19 protein-coding genes are annotated in these 23,675 nt (G+C 67.5%); 7 read left to right on the forward strand and 12 right to left on the reverse strand.

From position 1 onward, the window contains the following. The 6 genes from kdpB to PWF70_RS20365 form a co-directional block, all read right to left on the reverse strand. Complete coding sequence (gene kdpB, locus PWF70_RS20340; protein WP_006359812.1) at nt 1–2,142, reverse strand: potassium-transporting ATPase subunit KdpB; 2,142 nt, start codon at nt 2,140–2,142, stop codon at nt 1–3. After that, nucleotides 2,139–3,947 (reverse strand): potassium-transporting ATPase subunit KdpA, encoded by a 1,809-nt coding sequence (kdpA, locus tag PWF70_RS20345; protein WP_286352760.1) that lies wholly within the window; start codon nt 3,945–3,947, stop codon nt 2,139–2,141. The genes kdpB and kdpA overlap by 4 nt, the downstream gene beginning before the upstream one ends. A gap of 6 nt (nt 3,948–3,953) precedes the next feature. Then, a complete protein-coding gene (locus tag PWF70_RS20350; RefSeq protein WP_081474355.1) occupies nt 3,954–4,052 on the reverse strand; it encodes a potassium-transporting ATPase subunit F in 99 nt (32 codons plus the stop codon). Nucleotides 4,053–4,302: 250 nt separating this feature from the next. After that, nucleotides 4,303–4,695, reverse strand: coding sequence for a PPOX class F420-dependent oxidoreductase (locus PWF70_RS20355; protein WP_006359810.1), 393 nt, complete (start codon nt 4,693–4,695; stop codon nt 4,303–4,305). Beyond that, nucleotides 4,692–5,438, reverse strand: coding sequence for a maleate cis-trans isomerase family protein (locus tag PWF70_RS20360; RefSeq protein ID WP_006359809.1), 747 nt, complete (start codon nt 5,436–5,438; stop codon nt 4,692–4,694). The genes PWF70_RS20355 and PWF70_RS20360 overlap by 4 nt, the downstream gene beginning before the upstream one ends. A gap of 30 nt (nt 5,439–5,468) precedes the next feature. After that, on the reverse strand, nt 5,469–6,062 hold the full coding sequence (locus PWF70_RS20365) for a DNA-3-methyladenine glycosylase I (RefSeq protein ID WP_006359808.1): 594 nt from the start codon (nt 6,060–6,062) through the stop codon (nt 5,469–5,471). A gap of 223 nt (nt 6,063–6,285) precedes the next feature. Here PWF70_RS20365 and sigK point away from each other — a divergent pair, with 223 nt between their 5' ends. Continuing rightward, on the forward strand, nt 6,286–6,846 hold the full coding sequence (gene sigK, locus PWF70_RS20370; protein ID WP_006359807.1) for an ECF RNA polymerase sigma factor SigK: 561 nt from the start codon (nt 6,286–6,288) through the stop codon (nt 6,844–6,846). Nucleotides 6,847–7,006: 160 nt separating this feature from the next. Here sigK and PWF70_RS20375 read toward each other — a convergent pair whose 3' ends face one another. Together PWF70_RS20375 and clpB are read right to left on the reverse strand one after the other, a co-directional pair. Next, nucleotides 7,007–8,098 carry a GIY-YIG nuclease family protein gene (locus tag PWF70_RS20375; RefSeq protein WP_006359806.1) on the reverse strand — a complete coding sequence of 364 codons (1,092 nt, stop codon included), beginning with the start codon at nt 8,096–8,098 and terminating at the stop codon, nt 7,007–7,009. A gap of 158 nt (nt 8,099–8,256) precedes the next feature. Continuing rightward, complete coding sequence (clpB, locus tag PWF70_RS20380) at nt 8,257–10,809, reverse strand: ATP-dependent chaperone ClpB (protein WP_006359805.1); 2,553 nt, start codon at nt 10,807–10,809, stop codon at nt 8,257–8,259. A gap of 407 nt (nt 10,810–11,216) precedes the next feature. On the opposite strand from clpB, the gene PWF70_RS20385 reads away from it, so the two are divergent. Beyond that, nucleotides 11,217–12,458: an esterase/lipase family protein gene (locus PWF70_RS20385; RefSeq protein WP_035754521.1), complete on the forward strand. Its 1,242-nt coding sequence runs from the start codon at nt 11,217–11,219 to the stop codon at nt 12,456–12,458. 55 nt (nt 12,459–12,513) lie between these two features. Here PWF70_RS20385 and PWF70_RS20390 read toward each other — a convergent pair whose 3' ends face one another. Then, nucleotides 12,514–12,900, reverse strand: a complete 387-nt coding sequence (locus tag PWF70_RS20390) for a DUF2784 domain-containing protein (RefSeq protein ID WP_006359803.1) — start codon at nt 12,898–12,900, stop codon at nt 12,514–12,516. A 116-nt stretch (nt 12,901–13,016) separates the two neighbouring features. Between PWF70_RS20390 and PWF70_RS20395 the strand changes: the two genes are divergently transcribed. Further along, on the forward strand, nt 13,017–14,255 hold the full coding sequence (locus PWF70_RS20395) for a cytochrome P450 (protein ID WP_006359802.1): 1,239 nt from the start codon (nt 13,017–13,019) through the stop codon (nt 14,253–14,255). Between the two features lie 43 nt (nt 14,256–14,298). After that, the gene (locus PWF70_RS20400) at nt 14,299–14,898 is read left to right on the forward strand and encodes a mycothiol-dependent nitroreductase Rv2466c family protein (RefSeq protein WP_006359801.1); all 600 of its coding nucleotides are present in this window, start codon (nt 14,299–14,301) and stop codon (nt 14,896–14,898) included. Here the strand turns inward: PWF70_RS20400 and PWF70_RS20405 are convergent, their stop codons facing one another. Next, nucleotides 14,899–15,672, reverse strand: a complete 774-nt coding sequence (locus PWF70_RS20405; protein WP_035754519.1) for a DUF427 domain-containing protein — start codon at nt 15,670–15,672, stop codon at nt 14,899–14,901. A 92-nt stretch (nt 15,673–15,764) separates the two neighbouring features. Between PWF70_RS20405 and PWF70_RS20410 the strand changes: the two genes are divergently transcribed. From PWF70_RS20410 to PWF70_RS20420, 3 genes are read left to right on the forward strand one after another with little or no spacing between them, the layout of a single operon-like run. After that, on the forward strand, nt 15,765–16,661 hold the full coding sequence (locus PWF70_RS20410) for an MBL fold metallo-hydrolase (RefSeq protein ID WP_035754517.1): 897 nt from the start codon (nt 15,765–15,767) through the stop codon (nt 16,659–16,661). A 52-nt stretch (nt 16,662–16,713) separates the two neighbouring features. Beyond that, entirely contained in the window at nt 16,714–17,193 is a 480-nt protein-coding gene (locus PWF70_RS20415) for a DUF2231 domain-containing protein (protein ID WP_286352761.1), read from the forward strand. A 58-nt stretch (nt 17,194–17,251) separates the two neighbouring features. After that, nucleotides 17,252–17,941, forward strand: a complete 690-nt coding sequence (locus tag PWF70_RS20420) for a response regulator transcription factor (protein WP_035754655.1) — start codon at nt 17,252–17,254, stop codon at nt 17,939–17,941. On the opposite strand, the gene PWF70_RS20425 is transcribed toward PWF70_RS20420, so the two are convergent. Both PWF70_RS20425 and PWF70_RS20430 read right to left on the reverse strand, forming a co-directional pair. Further along, nucleotides 17,902–19,251 carry a sensor histidine kinase gene (locus PWF70_RS20425; protein WP_230461839.1) on the reverse strand — a complete coding sequence of 450 codons (1,350 nt, stop codon included), beginning with the start codon at nt 19,249–19,251 and terminating at the stop codon, nt 17,902–17,904. The genes PWF70_RS20420 and PWF70_RS20425 overlap by 40 nt on opposite strands. 79 nt (nt 19,252–19,330) lie before the next feature. Then, nucleotides 19,331–23,593, reverse strand: a complete 4,263-nt coding sequence (locus PWF70_RS20430) for a non-ribosomal peptide synthetase (protein ID WP_006359795.1) — start codon at nt 23,591–23,593, stop codon at nt 19,331–19,333. Between the last annotated feature and the right edge of the window lie 82 nt (nt 23,594–23,675).

The following is a 23,675-nucleotide window of genomic DNA, read 5'->3' on the forward strand; positions in this document are numbered from 1 at the left end:
TCACCCCATTCCCGGAACGAAACGGACGACGAGATCGATCAGCCAGATGCCGACGAAGGGTGCGACCACCCCGCCGAGCCCGTACACGATCAGGTTGCGGCCCAACAGCTTCGATGCCGACGACGGGCGGTAACGCACTCCCCGCAACGAGAGCGGGATGAGCGCGACGATGATCAGCGCATTGAAGATCACCGCGGAGACCATGGCCGACTCCGCCGAATGCAGACCCATGACGTTGAGGGCCTCGAGCTGCGGATGGACCGCGGCGAACATCGCCGGGAGGATCGCGAAGTACTTCGCGAGGTCGTTGGCGAGCGAGAAGGTGGTGAGAGCCCCGCGGGTGATGAGCAGCTGCTTGCCGATCGCGACCACCTCGATGAGCTTGGTCGGGTCGGAGTCGAGGTCGACCATGTTGCCGGCCTCCTTGGCCGCCGAGGTCCCCGTGTTCATCGCCAGCCCGACGTCGGCCTGCGCGAGCGCGGGTGCGTCGTTGGTTCCATCCCCGGTCATCGCGACGAGGCGCCCGGCCTGCTGCTCGGAACGGATGAGTGCGAGCTTCTCCTCGGGGGTGGCCTCGGCGACGAAGTCGTCGACCCCGGCCTCGGCCGCGATGGCACGGGCGGTGAGCGGGTTGTCGCCGGTGACCATGACCGTGCGGATACCCATCGAGCGCAACTGGGCGAATCGCGCGGTCATCCCCGGCTTCACGACGTCGGACAACGCGATCACTCCGAGCACGCGGGCGGGCCGGCCCGCCTCGTGCACGCCGACCAGGAGCGGTGTACCGCCGTCGGTGGAAATGCGCTCCACGTCCGCGAGGACCGCCGGTTCCACGGTTCCCGCCGACTCGGCGACCCACCGTCCGAGTGCGTCGGCAGCTCCCTTGCGGTACACGACCACCGCGTCGGCGTCGTGCAGGTCGGCCCCGTGCAGGTCGACGCCGCTCATGCGGGTCTGGGCGGTGAAGGCGACCACCTCGCGGCGCGTCGAGCCGACGGTCGGGGCCTCCGCGACCGGTTCCACCCCGTACGAGGTCCGGCACAGTTCGACGATGCTCCGTCCCTCGGGAGTGTCGTCGGCGAGACTGCACTCCGAGGCCACCCGCGCCAGTTCGTCGACGGACACGCCCGGCGCCGGGTGCAGGGCGGTGGCCCGGCGGTTGCCGTAGGTGATTGTCCCGGTCTTGTCCATCAGCAAGGTGTCGATGTCGCCGGCGGCCTCCACCGCCCGGCCGGACATCGCAAGTACGTTGCGCTGGACGAGCCGATCCATCCCCGCGATTCCGATCGAGCTGAGCAGGGCGCCGATGGTGGTCGGGATGAGGCACACCAGCAGTGCGATCAACTCGACGGGATCCGGCGACCGGCCGGCGTACTCCTGCATGGGCCCGATCGCCACCACCGCCAGCAGGAAGATGATCGTCAGGCTCGTCAACAGGATGTCGAGCGCGATCTCGTTGGGCGTCTTCTTGCGGTCCGCGCCTTCGACCAGCGCGATCATGCGGTCGACGAAGGTCTCACCCGGTGCCGTCGTGATCTTGACGACGATCCGGTCGGAGAGGACGACGGTGCCGCCGGTGACCGCGGACCGGTCTCCCCCGGATTCCCGCACGACGGGAGCCGATTCGCCGGTGATCGCCGACTCGTCGACGGTCGCGATGCCGTCGACCACATCTCCGTCGCCGGCGATGACCTCGCCCGCCTCCACGACGATGAGGTCGCCGACCCGCAGCGCACCACCGAGGACCTCGTCGAAGCCACCGTCAGCTCGTAGTCGACGGGCCACGGTGTCACGCTTGATCTTTCGCAGACTCTCGGCCTGCGCCCGCCCTCTCCCCTCGGCGACCGCCTCGGCGAGAGCGGCGAACACGACGGTGAACCACAACCAGGCCGCCACGGTCCAGGCGAACCAGGACGGACGAAGGACCGCCAGGGCGGTGGTGACGACAGCGCCGAGGAACACCACGAACATCACCGGGTTGCGGGCCTGATCGCGAGGGTTCAGCTTTCGCAGGGCCATCGGCATCGACGTCACGAGCGAGCGGACGTCGAAAGCGCCGCGGGACAACAGTTCCGGCTCGTCGCCCGCGGCAGGTTCGGCGTGGGAGGCGTCCGGGGCGGTGTCGATCAGGGGTGTGGTCACAGCAGCGCCTCCGCGATGGGTCCCAGCGCCATGGCCGGGAAGAAGGTGAGTCCGGCGACCAGCACGATGGTCGCCATGAGCAGCGTTCCGTAGAGAAGACCGTGGGTGGGCAGGGCGGAGAGAACCTCCGGTCGTGCCACCGGACGGGCCGACGCGGCCTCCAGGACGGCGCGCCCGTGACCGGGTCCCACCGGTCCGGTCGGGCGGGCACCGATGATGCCGGTGCTCTCGGCTGCGCCCTCGTCGGCCGTGCCGCGCGGACGCTGCCGGGCGAGAAGGCCCGCGAGTGCGAGCACGAGCACGATCGGCACGAACCGACCCAGCAGCATCGCCATGCCCAGAGAGGACTGGAACCAGTCACCGGTCACCGCGAGCCCACCGAAGGCACTGCCGTTGTTGTTGGCCGCCGACGCGTAGGCGTAGAGCACCTCACCGAAACCGTGGATCGCACCGGGTGTTCCCGGCTCGCCTCCGTTCCCCTGCGCCTCCGTGGTCGACGCCAGGATCACCGAGATCGCCGTGCCGGCCAGCACGAGTGCCGGCATGACGAGGACATAGAGCGCCGCCATGGTCATCTCCGGCTGTCCGATCCGCTTGCCGAGGAACGTCGGCGACCTGCCGACCAGTAGCCCGCCGACGAAGACGGTGATCACCGCCATCATCAGGATTCCGTACAGTCCCGAACCGACCCCACCGGGCGCGACCTCGCCGAGAAGCATGTTCCACAGGACCGCACCCCCGCCGGCCGCGGAGAAGCTGTCGTGCGCGGCATTGACTGCACCGGTAGAGGTCCCGGTCGTCGACACCGCGAACAGCGCCGAACCCGGAATCCCGAAGCGCACCTCTTTGCCTTCCATCATGGCGCCCGCCGCCCGAGCTGCCGACCCGGACGCATGACTCTCGAAGATCCATACGACGGTAAGCATGATCGCCCAGATCCCCGCCATCACGGCGAGAAGAGTCAGTCCCTGGCGCCGGTCTCGGACGAGGGTCCCGTAGGTCCGGGTGAGGCAGACCGGGATCACCAGCAGCGCGAAGATCTCGACCAGATTCGAGAACGGTGTGGGATTGGAGAACGGGTGCGCCGAGTTCGCCGACAACGTCCCGCCGCCGTTGGTGCCGAGTTCCTTGATCGCCTCCTGCGAAGCGAACGGACCGACCACACTGTGCACCTCCGCACCGTCGAGCGTCGTCCACGTGAATCCGCTGTGCCAGGACTGCACGACCCCCTGACTCAGCAGCAGCGTCGCCACGATGATGCTCAGCGGCAACAGAATCCGGACCACGCCGCGCACGAGATCAACCCAGAAGTTCCCGATCTCGCCGGTGGCCCCACGGTTGACGATCCCGCGGACGAGCGCGATGGCGACGGCCATCCCGACCGCCGCGGAGACGAAGTTCTGCACCGCCAGTCCTGCCATCTGGGTCAGGTTGGTCATCACGAGCTCAGGTGAGTACGACTGCCAGTTGGTGTTGGTGACGAAGGAGATCGCGGTGTTGAACGCCGTTGCCGGCGAGACGCCGGCCTTGCCGTCGGAGAACGGGAGGATTCCCTGGAGCCTCTGGACCGCGTAGAGGACCGCGAAGCAGACCGCCGAGAACCCCAGTACGGCAAGGTCATACCCCAACCAGGACTGTTGCCTACGCGGATCGACACGGGCCAGTCGATAGAGGATGCGCTCGACGCCGAGGTCTCGTTGCCCGGTGTACACACGCGCCATGTGGTCGCCCAGCGGCACGTAGACGGCGACCAGGATCACGATGAGCGCTCCGAACTGCAGGAGGCCGGCAGCAACTGTGCCCATCGTTTCTCAGAACCTCTCCGGGAACACGAGAGCCAGGAGAAGGTACACCATCGCCGCCGCCGCGAGCACGAGGAGTACGACGTTGGTCACCCCGGCCGCGGTCACGACTTGATCCGCAGATCGAGGCCGCGAACGGCAAGTACGCACAGACCGAACCCTGCGATGGCAAGCAGCAGGAACAGCACATCCGCCACGATGACTCACTCTCTGATCGCACCGATGGCCCACCGTGCGGTGGGCACACCGAAGGATCACGCGCCCCGCGGGGCACCGGAGAGTTCTTAACGCCGTTCTTACGGGCCGCCGGCAGTTCTTGACGACCCCTTGTCACCGGTCGTACTGACCGGGGGTCCCGCTATGTCGCCGTGATCGCGATCCCGATGGTGCCGCTTTCTCCACGACGCACCTTGCTGGCGAAGATCAGTACCCGCGCGAGCAGCCCGTACTTCTCGCCGAGCTTCTTGCGAACGTGTGCGGTGCCCTCGGCGTCGAGCACAACCGCGGTGCCGGCGACCGGCTCGCCGGACAGCTTCTTGCCCCGCGCATCCGTGGCCTGGACCAGGACCTTCGGATTCCGCCTGATCCGCTTGACCTTCCATGCTTCGGTTTCGGTCCACACGAGCAATCGGGCTCCGTCGAGTACCGCCCACACCGGTGTCGCGACCGGAGTGCCGTCCTTGCGATAGGTCGTCAGGTTCACGTACTTGGCGGTACCCGCCTCGCCGAACGTCGCGGCGTCAGAGGTCATGCGGCAATGCTACGGGCGAACAGCGATTGCGCATGGGTTGTCGGCCAGCCCACCGGGGTGATCTCGCCGCCGAACACGCCGGCGTCGCACAGCGTCGCCCACGCGGTCACCTGGTTGGCGGAGAGAACCGGCTTGCCGAGCTCCGCCTCCAGGTCGGCCAGGATGTCGTAGGTCCACAGGTTGGTACAGGAGACGAAGACGGCGTCGGCATCGGGATGATTCGCGGCGCGGATGAGATCCGCGGTCACGCGGTACGGGATGGTCCAGATCTCGCGATCGCGACCGAGACCGGCCTGGGCCACGACGCTCCTGCCGGACTCCGCGAGGAAGTCGCAGAGGAGTCCGGTGAGCGCGGCTGTGTACGGCGTGGCGACGGCGAGCGTCCCCACGTTCAGCATGTCCAGCGCCCGGATCAAGGCCTCTGACGTCGTGACCGCGCGCTCCGCGCCCGCGGCGAGCATGCAGTTGGAGATCTCCACCGCGCCCGCCATCCCGTAGACGAAGCTGCCCGATGCACACGCGTAACCGAACGTTCGCGGCCCGACCGACGAGACTGCCCTGACCGCTGCCGAGATCTCCGCGTGATTGTTCAGATCGCGGCACAGTTCGACGTCGACGGGAGCATCGATGTAACCGGTCCGCGTGAAGTACAGCGAGACCGAGTCCGGCATCCAGCGCCACAACTCCCGGTCGAGAGCCATGTCGAACGGGCACACCATCCCGATGCCGATCTGGGCGTTCATGCTCCGGATGATGGCACATTGTGTGATTGTCTACAATCGCTGCCGAAGTGCCGCGGCCACCTCGTCCCGAATGACGCATTCGTAGGCGTGGTCGTTGACGATCCCGGTCGCCTGCATGAGGGCGAACATCGTGGTCGGCCCCACGAAACGCCATCCGCGCTTCTTGAGGTCTTTCGACATCGCGACCGACTCGGGTGACGTCGTCATCGAGTTCGGCACGTGATCATCGGCGGGCGCATATCCCCAGAAGTACGACTCGAGCGAGCCGAACTCGTCGATGAGCTCGACGGCCCGCTGCGCGTTGTTGACCGCCGCTTCGATCTTTCCGCGATGCCGGATGATGCCCGCGTCGTCCAGCAGGCGCGTGACGTCGGCGTCGGTGTAGCGCGCGACCTTCTCCACGTCGAAGCCGGCGAAGGCCGCGCGGAAGTTCTCCCGTTTCATCAGGATCGTGCGCCAGCTGAGGCCCGACTGGAAGCCTTCGAGGCACACCCGCTCGAACAACGACGTATCGTCGGTGGTCGGGAATCCCCATTCGGTGTCGTGATAGGCGGTTTCCGGCTCGCGGCCCGCCCAGAAGCAACGCAGCCGACCGTCTGGTCCCTCTATCGTGTCTGCGGACATACGTCTCCCTTCGTGGCGAGGAGGCTACGGCACGGCTACGACAGATGGCCGCCGTTATCGTTCCGTTACCAAAGATTGCGAAAGCATCCCGTTGTGTCTCTCGATGGTCACTTCTCGCCGCTGCCCGCATAGCGTTGGTCACATCGCACCGAGAGCACTCCGGCACCGACGCCGAATCCCGCTTCGGAAGCGAGACAACACATCTGCGCCAAGGAGTTTCGTGATGCATGAATCCGACCTGAACAACCTCCTTGCCCGCGTGGCGACCGGGGACATGGACGCTTTCGCCCAGTTCTACGACGCAACCTGTGACCGGGTGTACGGCATGACACTCCGCGTGTTGCGCGATCCCGGTTACAGCGAGGAAGCGACGCAGGAGACCTTCCTGGCCGTCTGGCGCAACGCCGAGACCTACGACCCCCGCTCCGGTTCGGCACTCTCCTGGATTCTGACCCTGGCTCACCGCCGGGCCGTCGACCGCGTTCGGTCGGAGTCCGCCGCGACCCGACGCACCGTCGCCTACGGCATCGCCGACACGAGCCGAGAGATCGACGAGGTCAGTGAGTCGGTGGAGCGACGAGAGATCGCTCGCCTGATCCACACCGGCCTCGAGAGCCTCACCCCCATCCAGCGCCAGGCCATCGAACTGGCCTACTTCCACGGACTCACCTACCGCGAGGTCGCCGAGCACCTCGGGGTCGCGCTTCCCACGGTCAAGTCACGTATTCGCGACGGTCTCATCCGGCTGCGTCAGACCGTGCCGGGCTTGGCTGCCACCGGCTAGGGTTCCGCCGCCTCGCTCGCCCCCCCTTGTAAAGCACCCCTGAGAAACGCCCCTGAAACACCCCCTCCACGGGACCGCCGGCGACACAGTGTCGTCCGCGAACCTCTGGAGGGTTGTCCTCAGGGGCGTTTCTCGTCGAGGAGCCGGTCACCGGGACCGGTCACACCTGTCCGTACGGGTGCCATCCGTTGTGGTTCCACTTCCCGCCGCGACGCTCGCGCACCTCGCGCAGACTCGTACCGACGTACCGCGCCTCCAGCTCGGCATCCGGCGAGCCGGTGTAGACCCACCGTTTCGGGTCGAGGTTGCCGTCGGCATCCCGATACGCCTCCCAGTAATCGACGCGGTGCACCGCGCGGACGATGTCGTCGGCGAACACCAGGACCGGGAGATCGGGCACCGTGCGATGTGGTCCGGCCCGCCATCCACTGCGCGCCCACTCATAGATCTGCTCGGCACCGGCGTCTGGTCGGGCGGAATCGTCGACCTTCACCAGCACGCACGGCTCGGGCAGCGGAGGTGCGAGCGGCGCCGCGTGCTGCAGCACCATCTCGTCCAGTTGGATCGCGCCGCTCGACGCACTGTTCGTCAGCGGGAGTCGTGCCAGGCCGGCGAACTCGACCGTGAACTGCTGGACATACGCCGCCAACATCTCAGCGGAATCGACGACGTCGTCGCCGTGGCGGAGAATCCAGTGCTCCACGCCGAATCCGTCGGCATCGATGTCCCGGATGCGCTCCTCGGTCGCAGTCCAGACCGCCGGCGACTCGGCGTCCCCCACCACCTCCCCGGCATCCGGCGTGACACCGGCCAGCGCCGCGCGGGCGTGCTGGTGGACCCGGTTGCCGCGACCCGCACCCACGTAGAACACGGATGCATCACGCGGATCGACCAATGCGTAGATGTAGACGCCGAGTACGGACTGGACTTCGAGGGGCACGGGGTTCGGGGCGCCCGGCGCCGCGACCCCGACCGGCCGCAGGAGATCGAGGACCGCGTCGACTACAGACGGCCGCACCCCGAGACCGCCTCCGCGCAGACCGCCGATGATCACCTCGCCGGCACGCTCACGGTCGACGAACCGTCGGCCCGCGTTGGTGTCGATCGCATTCACGACGTCGACGACCTCGGCCCTCCGCGACCGCGCATCCCGTGACGCGGAACGCTCGTCCTCGGGGTCGAGCATCTCCGCGAATGCCGCCGACTCGAGGAATTCGACGAGCGCGGTGGCCGGCAACTCGACGGCGTCCATCCTGCTCATGTCCGCGATGATGCCAGGACGCGCGGGGTTGCGAGCGGTCGACTCGCCCCCACCGACGCGTCGCCACTACCAGACCGGTCCGCGCCACCCGCCGCAGACGACGAAGGGGCCCACCCCGAAGGATGGGCCCCTGGTCGTGTCACTCGTGATCAGCCGAGAACCAGTGACTCGCCGTCTGCACTGACGTTCACCGGAACGACGTCGCCGTCTCGGATGTCGCCGGAGAGCAGCTGCTTGGCGAGCTGGTCGCCGATGGACTGCTGCACCAGGCGGCGGAGCGGACGGGCACCGTACTGCGGATCGAATCCACGTGCGCCCAGCCATTCCTTGGCCTTGGGCGAGACCTCGAGGTCGAGGCGACGCTGGGCCAGCCGCTTCTTGAGCTGTCCGAGCTGGATGTCGACGATCGACACCAGCTCTTCGGGGCTCAGGGCGTCGAAGATGACCACATCGTCGAGGCGGTTGATGAACTCGGGCTTGAACGCCGAGCGCACCGCCATCATGACCTGGTCCTTGTCGCCACCGGCGCCGAGGTTCGAGGTCAGGATCAGGATGGTGTTGCGGAAGTCCACCGTCCGTCCCTGGCCGTCGGTGAGTCGACCTTCGTCGAGCACCTGCAGCAGCACGTCGAACACGTCCGGGTGGGCCTTCTCGATCTCGTCGAACAGGACCACCGTGTACGGCCGACGCCGCACCGCTTCGGTCAGCTGGCCACCGGCCTCGTACCCGACGTAGCCGGGTGGAGCACCGACGAGCCTTGCGACGCTGTGCTTCTCGCCATACTCGCTCATGTCGATACGGACCATCGCCCGCTCGTCGTCGAACAAGAACTCGGCGAGCGCCTTGGCCAGCTCGGTCTTGCCGACGCCGGTCGGGCCGAGGAACATGAACGAACCCAGCGGCCGGTTCGGGTCGGCGACACCGGCTCGGGCACGACGCACCGCGTCGGAGACGGCCTCGACCGCAGCCTTCTGCCCGATGACGCGCCTACCCAGCTCGTCCTCCATGCGCAGCAGCTTGGCGGTCTCACCTTCGAGCATGCGTCCGGCCGGGATTCCGGTCCACGCCGACACGACCTGCGCCACGTCGTCGGGTCCGACCTCCTCCTGCAACATCACGTCCTGACCGGGATCGGTACCGGTCTTCTCCAGCGCGGCCTCGAGTTCCTTCTCGAGACCCGGGATTCGGCCGTACCGGAGCTCGGCGGCGCGTCCGAGGTCACCGTCGCGCTCGGCGCGTTCGGCTTCTCCTCGGAGACGATCCAGCTCTTCCTTGAGGTCGCGGACCGCGTCGATGGCCGTCTTCTCCGACTGCCACCGTGCGGACAGCTCGTTGAGCTTCTCCTTCTGATCGGCCAGTTCGGCGCGCAACTTCTCGAGCCGTTCCTTCGACGCCGCGTCGGTTTCCTTCTGCAGCGCAACCTCTTCGACCTCGAGCCGGCGGACGATGCGCTCGACCTCGTCGATCTCGACGGGGCGCGAGTCGATCTCCATGCGCAGCCGCGACGCCGCCTCGTCGACGAGGTCGATGGCCTTGTCGGGCAGGAAGCGCGAGGTGATGTAACGATCGGAAAGCGTTGCGGCGGCGACCAATGCGGAGTCGGTGATGCGCACACCGTGGTGCAACTCGTACCGGTCCTTGAGGCCGCGCAGGATGCCGATGGCGTCCTCGACCGACGGTTCGCCGACGTACACCTGCTGGAAGCGACGCTCGAGCGCGGCGTCCTTCTCGATGTACTTGCGGTATTCCTCGAGGGTCGTGGCACCGACCAGCCGCAGCTCACCGCGGGCGAGCATCGGCTTGATCATGTTGCCGGCATCCATCGCGGAATCGCCTGTCGCACCGGCTCCGACGATGGTGTGCAGCTCATCGATGAAGGTGATGATCTGGCCGTCGGAGTTCTTGATCTCGTCGAGCACGGCCTTCAGCCGCTCCTCGAACTCACCGCGATACTTCGCGCCGGCGACCATCGAACCCATGTCGAGCGAGATGACGGTCTTGTTCCGCAGCGATTCGGGCACGTCACCGGCGACGACACGCTGGGCGAGGCCCTCGACGATCGCGGTCTTGCCGACACCGGGCTCACCGATGAGGACCGGGTTGTTCTTGGTCCGTCGGCTCAGCACCTGCACGACGCGACGGATCTCGGTGTCACGTCCGATGACCGGGTCGAGTTTGCCCTCGCGGGCGGCTGCCGTCAGGTCGGTCGAGTACTTCTCGAGTGCCTGGTACGTCGACTCCGGGTCCTCGCTCGTGACACGCCTGCTCCCGCGGACTGCGACGAACGCATCGCGCAGGGCCTGCGGGGTTGCTCCGGCGTTGTGCAGCAACTTGGCGACATCGGAGTCACCGGTCGCCAGACCGACGACGATGTGCTCGGTCGAGACGTACTCGTCGCCGAGCTCACCGGCCAGTTGCTGAGCTGCGCTGACCGCCGCGATCGATTCGCGGGAGAGCTGGGGGGTGGCACTGGCCTGGGCCACCGTCGGCATGCGGTCGACCAGCATCTGGGCCTGCGCACGAATGTTCGACGGGTCAACGCCCACTGCCTTGAGCAGCGGCGACGCGATGCCGTCGGACTGATCGAGCAACGCCACCAGGATGTGGGCCGGTCGCACGTCGGGGTTGCCAGCACTGGCCGCCGCCTGCACAGCAGCGCTCAATGCCTGCTGTGTCTTCGTGGTGGGGGTGAAGCTGTCCACTCGCGTGCACCTTTCTCTTTAGTCCAACAGGCTCAAGTATGAGCCATACGGAGGATGCAACGCCAACAAAGTTGAGTCCATTCCGCTCATGGCTTTCTATTTTGTGATCTGCGCCACTCCTACCAGAGTCGCCGCTTCCCGCCCGAAGCGCTAGCCGGAAGTAGCGCGGGTGTCGTCGAGGTCGCGCTTTTGCGCCGCGGGGGATGTCAGGCCATCGCATTCGTGGGTCGCGCCCCGGACTGACCGCCAGAACGATCGAGTCGGATGAGCCCGGAGAACTCGCACGCGCCTCACCCGCCTTGCCGTCGTCGCCGGATGGATGAGCAGCAGTCCGTTCAACCGTCCCGGGTGACCGAAACCGCGGCGTTCCGGACCCAGCTTTCAGTGGACACACGTACACTGAAATCATGTCTGTGGATTCCGCCCCCGCCCGCGAACTGCCGGCACTGGCGGCACTGGGCCGCGACGAGCTGAACAAAGCGGTCTCGGGCATCGCGGCCGTCCACTCATCCGTCGCCGACACCGTGTTCGCCGGTCTGCGCGTGGCGTGGGGAACGAGGGTCCGTCCGGCCCAGGTGATACATGACGCGATCAGCACGTCCGTCTACTCGGCGATCACATCGACCGTCGACGTGGCCGGCGACCTCGCCGAGTCGCTGACGGTTCACAACTCCGGCGTTCCGTCCGAGACCAAGCGGGGCGCCACGGCCATCGGCATCCTCGACGGGTTGATCGGTGATCAACTGACCGCCGAGCGGTCACCGCTGGCTCCGGAGATCGCCGTCCGGGTCGACGGCGCCGTCGTTCCGATCACCCCGGGCGACCTGGCCACGGCCTTCCCCCGGGCCACCGGACACCTCACGGTGTTTCTGCACGGGCTCATGGAGACCGAGTTCGCGTGGGAGCGCGGAGGCAAGCCCACTTACGGCGCGCGCCTCGCCGATGACCTCGGCAGCACCGAGGTCATGATCCGGTACAACTCGGGACTACACATCAGTGACAACGGCCGCCGTCTCGCCCAGCTACTCGACGATCTCGTGTTGTCGTGGCCGGTACCGGTGACCGACCTGACCCTCATCGGCCACTCGATGGGCGGCCTGGTGATCCGCAGTGCGTGCCATCAGGCCGTCGACCCGTACTGGCCCAAGCTGGTTCGACAGACCGTATGCCTCGGGACGCCGCACCTCGGCGCACCGTTGGCACGAGGGGTTCACTGGGCGACTGCTGCCCTGCGCCTGCGGCCGACCAGCCGCCCGTTCGGCACTCTCCTCGGTCGTCGCAGTGCCGGCGTTCGCGATCTCTTCCACGGGGCGATCGCCGAAGATCATTGGCGCGACACCGATCCCGACGCCTTTAGGCAGCCGGCCGTCGACTATCCGCCGCTCATGCAGGGGGCGCGACACCTTTACGTGACAGCGACCGTGACCCGGCGACCCGACCACCCCTTCGGCCGCATCGTCGGCGACGGATTGGTGATGACGAACAGCGGCGGCGGTCGAGATCGGAGGCGACACCTCGGATTCGAGATCGATGATGGACTCCACGTCGGCGGCGCCCATCACTTCACCTTGCTCAACGATGACGCCGTCTACGAGTGGATGCTGCCCCTGTTGAGGCCTCGGCGTGCGCTACCGCCGGGCACCGACTGACCCGCCCCGCACGATCGCGACCTCGCCCCACTAGCGCCGGTTGCAGGTGGCGCCCCTACCCCGAAGTCGAGATTCTGCGACGGCGCGAGCCGGTCCGCACTCGCCACCACAACCCCACCCACGACACGACAACCAGTGCAGCGACCAACCCACGAACCAACCCGAGTGCCGAATCCGGGTAGATCACCCCGGTCAGGTAGTTGTCGATGAATCCTGTCGGCGGCAATCCGGCCTCCCCGGCCCGACGCCGCGCCCAGTTCTCGGCGTCGGTGAGCGGGCACTCCAGACCGACGACCACCGACGCCATCCCCCACCCGACCGCGACCAGGTGCAGCGCGATGGTGCGCGGCCACCGCCAGGCGATGAACCCGCCGAACATGACGTACAGCAGGAACATCAGATGCAGGACCGCGATGCCGTCGGCCAGGACCCGATAAGGCATATGTCCAGCGTAAATCGATCGGGTTCACCAATCTGCCGATCTGGAACCCGCCGATATCGGACACTCGAAGCGAGAAGCACCCGTTCGACGGAAGGACGCCAACGGTGAGCGCGAGCATGACCGACGAGGCCGCCAACGTATTCGCCGATCCGACGGCCTACGCCGACGAGCCGCGACTGCACGCGGCGATGACCTACCTTCGAGCGCACAACCCGGTCGCCTACGTCGACAAGGCTCCGTACCGGCCCTTCTACGCGATCACCAAGCACGCCGACATCATGGACATCGAGCGCGACAACAACCTGTGGCTAAGCGAACCGCGCCCGGTGCTGGTAACCGCCGTGGCCGATGACTTCGCCAGGTCGCAGCTCGAGTCCGGCGCCGGGTTGCGCACCCTGATCCACATGGACGACCCACACCACAAGAAGGTGCGCGCGATCGGTCAGGATTGGTTCCGGCCGAACGCGTTGCGCGAGTTGCAAGTACAGGTGGACGCACTGGCGAAGCGTTACGTCGACAAGATGGTTGAGATCGGTCCGGAGTGTGACTTCGTCGAGGACATCGCCATCCACTTCCCGCTGTACGTGATCCTGTCGTTGCTGGGACTGCCCGAAGAGGACTTCCCTCGAATGCACCAGCTCACCCAGGAGATGTTCGGCGCCGACGACAAGGAGTACCAGCGCGGCGCCACGCTCGAGGAGCGGATGGCCACCCTGCTCGACTTCTTCAACTACTTCAGCACGCTGACCGCCTCCCGACGCGCGAATCCCACCGGCGACCTGGCGTCGGCAATCGCCAACGGCCGCATCGACGGTGAGCCTCTCTCCGACGTCGACACCGCCTCCTATTACGTGATCGTCGCCAGCGCCGGCCACGACACCACCAAGGACGCGATCTCCGGAGGTCTGCGCGCACTCATCGAGAACCCCGGCGAACTCGACCGTCTCCGCCGCGAGCCCGACCTCATCGGAACCGCGGTCGAGGAGATGATCCGTTGGACCACTCCGGTCAAGGAGTTCATGCGCACCGCCGCCGCGGACACCACGGTGCGTGGCGTACCCATCAGCAAGGGCGAATCCGTCTATCTCGCTTACACTTCGGCAAACCGGGACGAAGAGATCTTCGACGACCCGTTCACCTTCGACGTCGGGCGCTTCCCGAACAGACACCTGGCCTTCGGTTACGGCGTGCATTTCTGTCTCGGCGCAGCGCTGGCCCGGATGGAGATGAGAAGCCTGTTCAGCGAACTGATCCCACGTCTGGACTCGATCGAGTTCGCCGGCGAGCCCGAGTTGGCCGCGACCGTGTTCGTCGGCGGACTCAAGCACCTGCCGATCCGCTACTCGCTGCGCTGAGCCGCACGCATCGAACCCGGCCGAACTGGGTACACGCACGTCCATGACCCACTTCGACTTCTACTTCGATCCGGTGTGTCCGTTCGCCTGGGCGGCGTCACGATGGCTCCGTGACCGCGCGGCCGCCCACGGTGCCGACGTCGACTGGCATCTCATGAGCCTCGCGATCCTCAACGAGAACGAGGAACCCGACTCCGACGAACAGCACCGCCGACTCGAGACGGCTCGCCGTCTGGGTCGCGTTATCGCAGCTGCGACCGCGAAAGCCGGCGCAGACGCGATCGACCCGCTCTACACAGCGCTCGGCAAGCGAATCCACCACGCCGGCGACGAGATGACACCCGGTGTCGTCGCCGAGGTGCTGACCGCGGCAGGACTCCCCGCCGAACTGGCCGACGCCATGGACGACGAGTCGTTCGACACCGCGGTGCGTGAATCCCACCAGCGCGGTCAGGATGCTCTCGGTGAGGACGGCGGCAGCCCGATCCTCGGCATCGACGGCACCTTCTTCTTCGGTCCCGTGCTCGCCGACCTCCCGACCGGCGACGAGGCCGAGGCGCTCTACTCCTCGCTCGTCACCCTCGCGGGGACCCCGACCTTCGCCCAGTTGAAGCGACCGGCCGGTCCGCCGACGTTCTCGTGATCAGCGGATCTCCAGGTCGACCCGCTCGTCGTAGAAGCAGATGAGGTCCCGCACGGGCTCGGCGTCGTGCAGCGGATCGGTGTAGGTCCACGCGATGTCGGGGACGATCTCGTCGCCGACGAGTGCCGACCAGTACGTCGCCTGACCTTTGTAGGCGCACACGGTGACGGTGTCGGAGCGCTGGAGAACGTCCATCCGGACATCCTGCCGCGGGATGTAATGCCGCGGCGGCAGGTGCGTCTCCAGCAGCAGCGTGGGATTCCGGCTCTCGGCCAGTACCGTGTCCCCGATCCGTACGACGACGCGTCTGCTGGTGGGCAGGCAATCGATCCGTTGGTACGGGTCATGGGCGTGCCCCATGACGGTCTGTTCCTCCTCACGCCATTCGTCGAACGCGTCCCAGTCAAGTAGCACATAGTCGGCGAGATCGGGGTCGTCGAGCCGGAAGGCGGCCCCGGCGAGCATCCGCCCGTCGGCAACGATGTCGTACGTCGCGCCCGACGCGGTGTGCAGCGCGAACGGATGCGCCGGGGTCAGGATCGGCGGGTGCTCGGCGGGCGGCATCGTCGGTCGGTGGTGTTCGAGCAGGCCCTCGATGTCGGCGGACGGTACCGCGTAGCACCCGACCACCCGGTGTGGCTCCCACACCTGGATCGGGGCGGCGGAATCGACGACCGCCTGGCCGTCGACGAATGCTCGGACCCGACGGCGCATGTCCGTCCACCGCAGCAGATCCACCTGAGACTTCGTGACTTCATCCAGTGACGTGGCCATGGACCGATGGTCCTCCGGCTCGTGTCGATTCGCCAGGGCCCGGGCGGCGACCACCGTTGACAGTTCGCTCGGCGCGCGGGTAGGCAGACGAGGTGACCACTGCGCCGAGCTTCACCGAAACCCGCTTCGACGAAGTCACGGTGCTGGCGCCGGCCGGCGGCGGAGCGTTCCCTCGCGGCAACACCGTCGTCGTGCACGGCAGCGAGGCGACGCTGGTCCTCGATCCCTCCCTCGACGTCGATCACGACCCCGTCGGCGCGGATGCGGTCATGATCAGCCACGCCCATGAGGACCACATCGCCGGACTGCGCCACTTCGACACCGCCAAGTACGCGCACCACGACGAGGTCGGCGGAGTCCGCTCACTTCAGGTCCTCCTCGACGGCTACGGACTCACGCCGGACGAACGCGCCGCGGTCGACGCCCAGATCGGGGACACCTTCGCGCTCCCGCCCGGCTTCCCGGAGGCAGAGGGTGTAGGCGACGGTCATGTCTTCGACCTCGGCGACCTCACCGCGACGGTCGTCCACCTGCCCGGCCACACGCGCGGACACTGCGGTGTACTCGTGGAACCGACGGGCTTCTTCTACATCGCCGACATCGACCTCACGTCCTTCGGACCCATGTACGGCGACGTCGGCAGCAGCGTCGACGACTACCTGGCCTCCCTCGCGCGCGTCCGCGAGGTCGACGCCCGCTGGTACGGAACCTTCCATCAGAAGGGAGTCGTGGAGGGCGCCAAGGACTTCCGGGAACGCCTGACTGCGTACGAGGGCGTCATCCACCGCCGTGAGGAACGCCTGCTGGCGTTCCTCGACCGGCCCCGGCCACTCGACGAGATCGTCGAGTACCGTCTCGTGTACCGGCCGCATGTGCAGATGCCGTTCGTCAACGCGGTCGAGCGCCGTACGGCCGGGCTCCATCTCGAGCGCCTCATCCGGCACGGACAGGTCGCGCGCAGCGACGACGGGTCATTCCACCGGAGGTGACCTGCCCGACAGATTCAGCTGCCCTTCAACATCGCGGGCCTACCGTCACTGCGTGAACACCATCAACGGATTGCCTCTCCACCCCCTGCTCGTACACATCGTCGTCGTGCTGGTGCCGCTCAGCGCGCTCATGGCGATCGCCGCGGTGTGCTGGCCCGCCGCTCGCGCCCGCCTGGGGACCCTCACTCCCCTGGTGGCTCTCGTCGCGCTGATCGCCCTTCCGCTCACCACCAGTGCCGGGGAATCACTGGAGGAGCAGGTCGGCCCCAGCGCGGCAATCGAACGCCATGCCGGATTCGGCGAGCAGGTGATCTATTGGGTGGGGCCGCTGTTCGCGCTCGCCGTCGTCTGGTGGGCGCTGCACAACGAGCGGGTGACAACCGCCGTTCACGCGAGAATCCCGGCGTCGTCCAAGCTCTCGCAGCGGGCAGTGGCAGTTGCTCTCGGGGTCGCACTGGTCGTGGTGGCGCTCGGTTCGCTGTACATCGTGTTCCGAACCGGGGAATCCGGTGCCAGGTCGGTCTGGTCCTGACACGCACGAACGTGTGAATCTCCTCGACCCCGCCGACTCCGGGCAGATACTGGAACACATGCGCGTACTGGTCGTCGAGGACGATCCGCGGGCGGCCGAGACCCTGCGTCGGACCCTGCAAGCCGAAGGCTGGGCCGTCGACACGGCCGCCGACGGAGTGGAGGGTGTCGAATCCGCCTGTGCCCGAACCTACGACGTCATCGTCAGCGACATCATGATGCCGGGGCGCAACGGCTACGAACTCGTCCGAGAGCTACGGCACCGCAGCGTGTGGACGCCGGTTCTCATGCTGACCGCCAAGGACGGCGAGTACGACGAGGCCGACGCCTTCGACCTCGGCGCCGATGACTACATGGTCAAACCGTTCTCCTTCGTCGTCCTGTCCGCGCGACTGCGTGCGCTCGCACGACGCGGCGCCCCGGAACGACCCACCGTCCTGCAGGCCGGCTCGCTCTCCCTCGACCCGGCGAGACGGGAGGTCCGACGCGGGGAGACACCGATTCGCGTGACCGCCCGCGAGTTCGCGGTCCTCGAATACCTGATGCGGCACAAGGGCGACGTGGTCAGCAAGGACGACATCCTGCAGTCCGTGTGGGACGAGCACTACCGCGGCGACGACAACATCGTGGAGGTGTACGTGGGCTATCTCCGACGGCACATCGACACGCCCTTCGGCTGCCGCTCCATCGAAACGGTACGCGGCGCCGGTTACCGACTCGCCGACAACGGCGGTGACCCGTCGACCTGATCCGCCCGGAGCGGTAGCGACACCTCGATGGAGCAACCCCCGCCGTCGGTGTCGGAGACGGTGACGGTGCCGTGATGCGCACGAACGATCTCGTCCACGATCGAGAGCCCGAGTCCGCTACCTCCGCGACGATCTCGTGAATCGTCGAGCCGGACGAAGCGGCCGAATACACGCGCACGATCGTCGGCGGGGATGCCGGGCCCGTCATCGGCGACCCTCACCGTCACCCGATCCGGCTCGACGGCCATCGTCACCGCAACCGCGGAACGGGCGTGACGAACTGCGTTGTCGCACAGATTCCGTACGACGCGACCGAGCTGATCACGATCGCCGATCGCCCGGACCGGCAGCACGGTCGCCGAGATGTCGAGATCGGTCGTGAGATCGAGACGGGTGACCTCGTCGTTGACGATGTCGTCGAGATCCACTTCGTCGAGCGACGGCCGGAGTCCGTACTCGTCGGCGCGCGCCAGCAGGAGAAGATCGTCGACGAGGTCGCGCAACCGGTGTGCCTCGGGCAGGAGAAGAGTGGACACCGTCCCGGAGTCGATCGGTTCACCTGTCCGGACGGCGAGTTCGAGCAACCCCAGAATCGTGACCAGCGGACTACGCAGCTCATGTGAGGAGTCGCCGACGAATCTGATCTGTTGTTCGCGAGCGAAGGCCAGCGCATCCAGCATCTCGTTCATCGTCACCGCCAGGGTGGCGATCTCGTCGTCGGTGTCGGCGACCGGAACGCGCCGCGCGACGCCTGATCGCGAGATCTCCGCGACCTCGGCGCGAATCGCCTCGACCGGCCGCAACGCGCGACCGACGAGCTGGTAGGTCGTCACGGCCGCCACGACGAGAATGCTCGGAAACACCACGCACAACACCCCGAAGACCGTCCACACCGTCGCGTGGAGGTGTCCTTCGCCGGCGCCGACCACGACGTTCAGCACCGTCCCGTCCGGCGTCGTCACACCCCGGACGACGGCGCGGAACTCGGTGCCGTCGCCCGGAAATGTCGCGTCGTTCACGGTCCGCCGCACTCCTGCGTCGACCGGGGTCACCAGCGGACGTACCCGCTGCCGTTCATGACTGGCCGCGAGGACGGTCCCGTCCCGGGCGAGGACCTGCACCACGCCGATCGAGTCGGTCGGCTCCAGCTCCGTCGGTGGCACCGCTCCGATACCGCCCCGCGCGAGGGCATCGACGATCTCCTGGCTCCGCGTCGACGTCGCTTCATCGGCGGCGTCCGTCAGCGATCGGTAGACGACGATCAACACCAGACCGCCGGCGACCGCCAAGGCCACGAAGAGGGTCGCCACCCCGACAACCGTCAGCCGCAGTCGAACACTGCGCCATCTGAGCCCGAACAGGTCATGCTGTGGCACGGTCGCACTCATCTCACCATCGACGTAGGCACTCACTGACCTCCGCCAGCACCCGCTCGGCCCGTTCGGCCCCCAGCGCCTGAGCCGCGCCGGTGACACCGATCTCGAGTTCACCGGCCGACGTCGGGCATCCCTCCACCTGCAGCAGCCACCGGGTACGACGCGGCGGCAACGCGTAGAGGGTTCCCCCTGCCGACGGGGGCGAGATCACCGGCGTCCAGCCGAGCAGGACGGGTACGGGAAACAGATTGTCGGCGTCGACGGTTCGGCCGGCGAGATCCAGGACGTCCTCCATGGGTGCCGTCGCGGCTCGAATGCAGGTGCGTCGCAACGTGACCGCGGCGTCGCGGTCATCACCGGCCGACAGCGGGGTGATGACCGCGAGCACATGATTGCCCACCACGTCCTCCGCACCCGCGGGCCGTTTCGACACCGTTGTCGCGGCCAGGACTCGGAGTTGACCGGTGATGTTCGCCAATGCCGTGGCCACCACCTCGCCGAAGGCTTCGAACGGCGTCAGGTGTTCGGCCGCCGCCCGGCTCCGGAAACGGGCATAGGTGTCGGCGTCTATCAACACACGCCGTCGGACCGCGACATCGTTCCTCCGCGACGCCGGGTCGACCCCGTTCCACTCGAAGACCGAATCGCTCTGCTGCACCAGCAATTCCTTCCAGAAATTGTGCAGCTCGAGGTCGTCCTCGTCGGCGCCCGGCGGCGTCGTGGTCTCCAGCGCGAACGACGCACTCTCCGGCGCCAGAGCCCCGCCCGTCATCAGTGTCTCGGCGTCGCGGGCGAGCACCCCGAGCGAGCGCCCGTCCACCGCTATGTGATGCATCACCGCGACCGCGGCCATGACGTCGCCGTCCGAACCGACGAGAAGACGCACCGCGATCGGCGGCGCGACCCGCACATCGAGGCCGGCCGCCATCTCTTTCGCCTCTGCGCGCAGCCGCTCCCGATCCGGCACCTCGACCACGTCGGCCAGGTCCACGACCGCGTCGACGACGTCGCGGCCCGTCGTCCGCCGAACCGGGCCCGCGGCGGTGTCGGGATACACCGAGCGCAGAGCGGGGTGGCGTTCGAGGAGGGCGCCGATGAGCGCCGTTGTCTCCTGTGTGCCCGGCCGCGCCCATGACGCTGGGACCCAGGCGACGCAGATCAGTTGCGCGAACGGGTGACCCGGCTCGCGCACCACGGTCAGCTCGGCGGGCGTCAGAGAACGCTCGGCGGTCGCGTCGCCCGCCGATTCATCGCGCACCGGTGTCGTCGCCGCCGTCATCAATTCGCCGAGGGACGCGAGATCGGGCGCGGTCAACACGTCGTTCGGTCCGATCTCCGGGTGTCCTGCCTCTGCGAGTCTCTGAGCCACCCGCACGACGGCCAGCGAGTCGCCGCCCTGTTCCACGAAACCCATCATCGGGTCCACCGATTCGATTCCCAGCACTTCCCCGACCACTTTCACCAGCAGCGCTTCGTGGGGGCCCGCCGCCTCCCGCGACGGCGCGTTGACCGGCAACGGGATGTCCCGCAGCGCGGCGATACTCAGCTTTCCGGTGGCTGCACGAGGCATCTCGTCGAGGACGACGACCATGGTCGGCACCATGTACGACGGCAGCATCCGCGCCAGCTCCCGGCGAAGCGCACGCGAACCAGGAGGGCGGGAGGTGTCGTCGGGGACCACGAACGACACGATCCCGGGAATCCCCGCCGGCAGATCGCGAAACGTCGTGGCGCAGCGTCGGACTCCTGCACAGCGCATGAGTGCCGCGTCGATCTCGCCGAGTTCAATCCGGAGACCGCGCAACTTGACCTGGCCGTCACGCCGGCCGAGGATGCGCAGGTCACCGGCGTCGGTCCAGGTGGCGATGTCACCGGTTCGGTACATGACCGTATCGTCGGAGATGGTGCATTCGACGAATGCCTCGGCGGTCTGCTCGGGGTCGTCCAGGTATCCGTCGGCCAATTGCGTTCCCGCACAGTACAGAGTGCCGAGTGCGCCCGGCGGCTGAGGTCGGCCGCGCCGGTCCAGTACCGACTCGGTCACCCCGACCATCGGCGGGCCCACGGTGATCTCACCGTCCGGCGACAGTGGCCGGGAGATGTTGATACTGCACCGGGTTTCCGTGGGACCGTACGCATTCCGCATGGGCACACGTCCACTCCAGCTGTCCACCAGTCGGGGCGGCAGGGCCTCACCGCCGACGATCACCTGGGTGAGCCCGTCCGCGAGGTCGACCGGCAGGGTGTCGAGTACCGACGGCGTCATGATGATGTGGGTTACGCCCGCTCGCCGAATGAGCTCGGCGAGAGGATCGCCGCCGCGGGTCGACGCCGGCGCGACGATCAGTGTCGCGCCGGTCGCGACGGCGGACAGCATCTCGACGAAGCCGGTGTCGAACGTCGGGGACGAGACGTGCAGCACCCGTGACCGGGAGGTCAGCGCATACGACTCCCGGATCTCGGCGACCAGGGCGGGGATCCCGCGGTGCGGCATGACCACACCTTTCGGGCGCCCGGTCGAACCCGAGGTGAAGAGAATGTACGCCGTGTCGTCGGGACCGCGGTCGAGCCCCGGCGGTCTCCACTCGCGGGTGTCGACGGAAGTTGTTGCGGTGTCCCCTTCTTCGGTCAAGTCGACCCAGCGGACACCGCCGTCGACGACCACCCCCGGGTCACACACCCCGACCCGTGCTCCGCTGCGGGCGAGGAGCGTCTGCGTTCGCGCCTCCGGGGCCGTCGGATCTCCCAGCGGTACCCAGGCGCCGCCGGCCAACAGTACCGACCAGAAGGCGACCACCGAGGCCGCCGACCGCTCCACGGCGACGACGACCGGGTCCCCTGCCCGCACGCCCGCCGCCGCGAGCCGCCGCGCACCGCGACCAACCCGTTCCGCGAGCTCGGAGCGTGACCACTCGATGTCGCCGTCGACGAGCGCGGGCGCCGACGGATCGGCTGCACAGTAGTCGGCGAACAACGCTGCCGTCGGGCTGAAAGGCGGTGCCGGCGGTCCGTTGCGACGTCGGAAGCGATCCCACTCCCCCTCCAGGAAGACCGCGTCGTCGGGGATCGGCGCTTCGTCGTCGATCTCGCGAACCAGGGCCGTCAGGAAGTTGTCGTATCGCGCGGCAAGAGTGTCCAGTGCCGCAGCGTCGAAGCTCACCGCCGGCGCTTCCCAGGTGACCGCCCGGTGCCCGAGCTGATCGGCAGGGTGCATCGTCACCGCCACGTCACCGACCGGGCCGGTCCGCATCACCTCCAGGGACCAGTGGAGACCGTCGACGACCGGCGGGGAGAACGAGGGCAACAGGTTGACCACCACCCCGACAGCGGCGGATCGCGGGCTGTCACGAAGCATGTCCTCACGCGAGTAGAGCTGGTGCCGCAACACGTCGATCACTGCCGACGACACTGCTTCGACCGACTCCGCGGCCGTGAGGTCACCGATCCCGCCCAGGGCGAGCGGCACCACATTCGACAGCGGCTGCACCGCGATTCGACGCACCGCCGACGTACGCGCCGCGACCGGGAGCGCGAGCCCCACGTCGGGAGTGTCGAGGAGCCGCGCGCACAAACCGGCCAGCGCCGCGATGAGCTCCTCCGACCGGGCGGATCGTGGACTCGTCAATCGTCGTGTCACGCGGGTGATCTCCGACGTCATCCGCGCGGGCACTGCAGACAGCAACGACGGTTCATGTCCGGCGAGAACGGATTTCCAATGTTGCGCATCGGATTCCCGACGGCGCGACACGGCGTACCGGTCCTCGTCGGCCGCCAGCTGAACGGGGTCTGACACCGGAAGATCGGCCGCCGAGGCCGAGCCGCCGTACACATCGGCGACATGACCCATGACCCGCAAGACCCCGGCACCGTCGGTCAGCACGTGGTGGACACGTATCACCCATCGGTGCCGATCCTCGGCCAGCCGGTGCAGCTCACTGCGGAACAACGGCATCGTGAGGTCTGCGCCGTCGGCGTCGTCGATGAACTGCTGTGCGCGGCTCTCGCTTTCGGCTTCCGGATCAGCGGACCGGGAGAGATCGACACTCACCATCGACTCGAGTGAGGAGTTCGCACGCCGGAGTGGTTCGGCGACACCGCCATCCGGCGTAGTGGGCTCGGCCGGGGAGAATCCCGCCGGGATGTGTACGTCATCCCACCCGACGTGTTCGAGTACCGCACGAGTCGTCTCGACCAGACGCGGGACGTCGAGCGGCCCACGCAGGGTGAGCCCGAATGCGATGACGTGAGAGACGTCCGGTTGAAGGACCTGGGACATCCACAACGCACGTCGCGTCGCCGTCATCGCCGTTCGCCCCGGGACGGGTCCTCGACGGGCGATCGTCGGCGGTGCTGCTCAG

Source organism: Gordonia sp. Swx-4 (genome assembly GCF_030316175.1).
Taxonomy (GTDB): domain Bacteria; phylum Actinomycetota; class Actinomycetes; order Mycobacteriales; family Mycobacteriaceae; genus Gordonia; species Gordonia alkanivorans.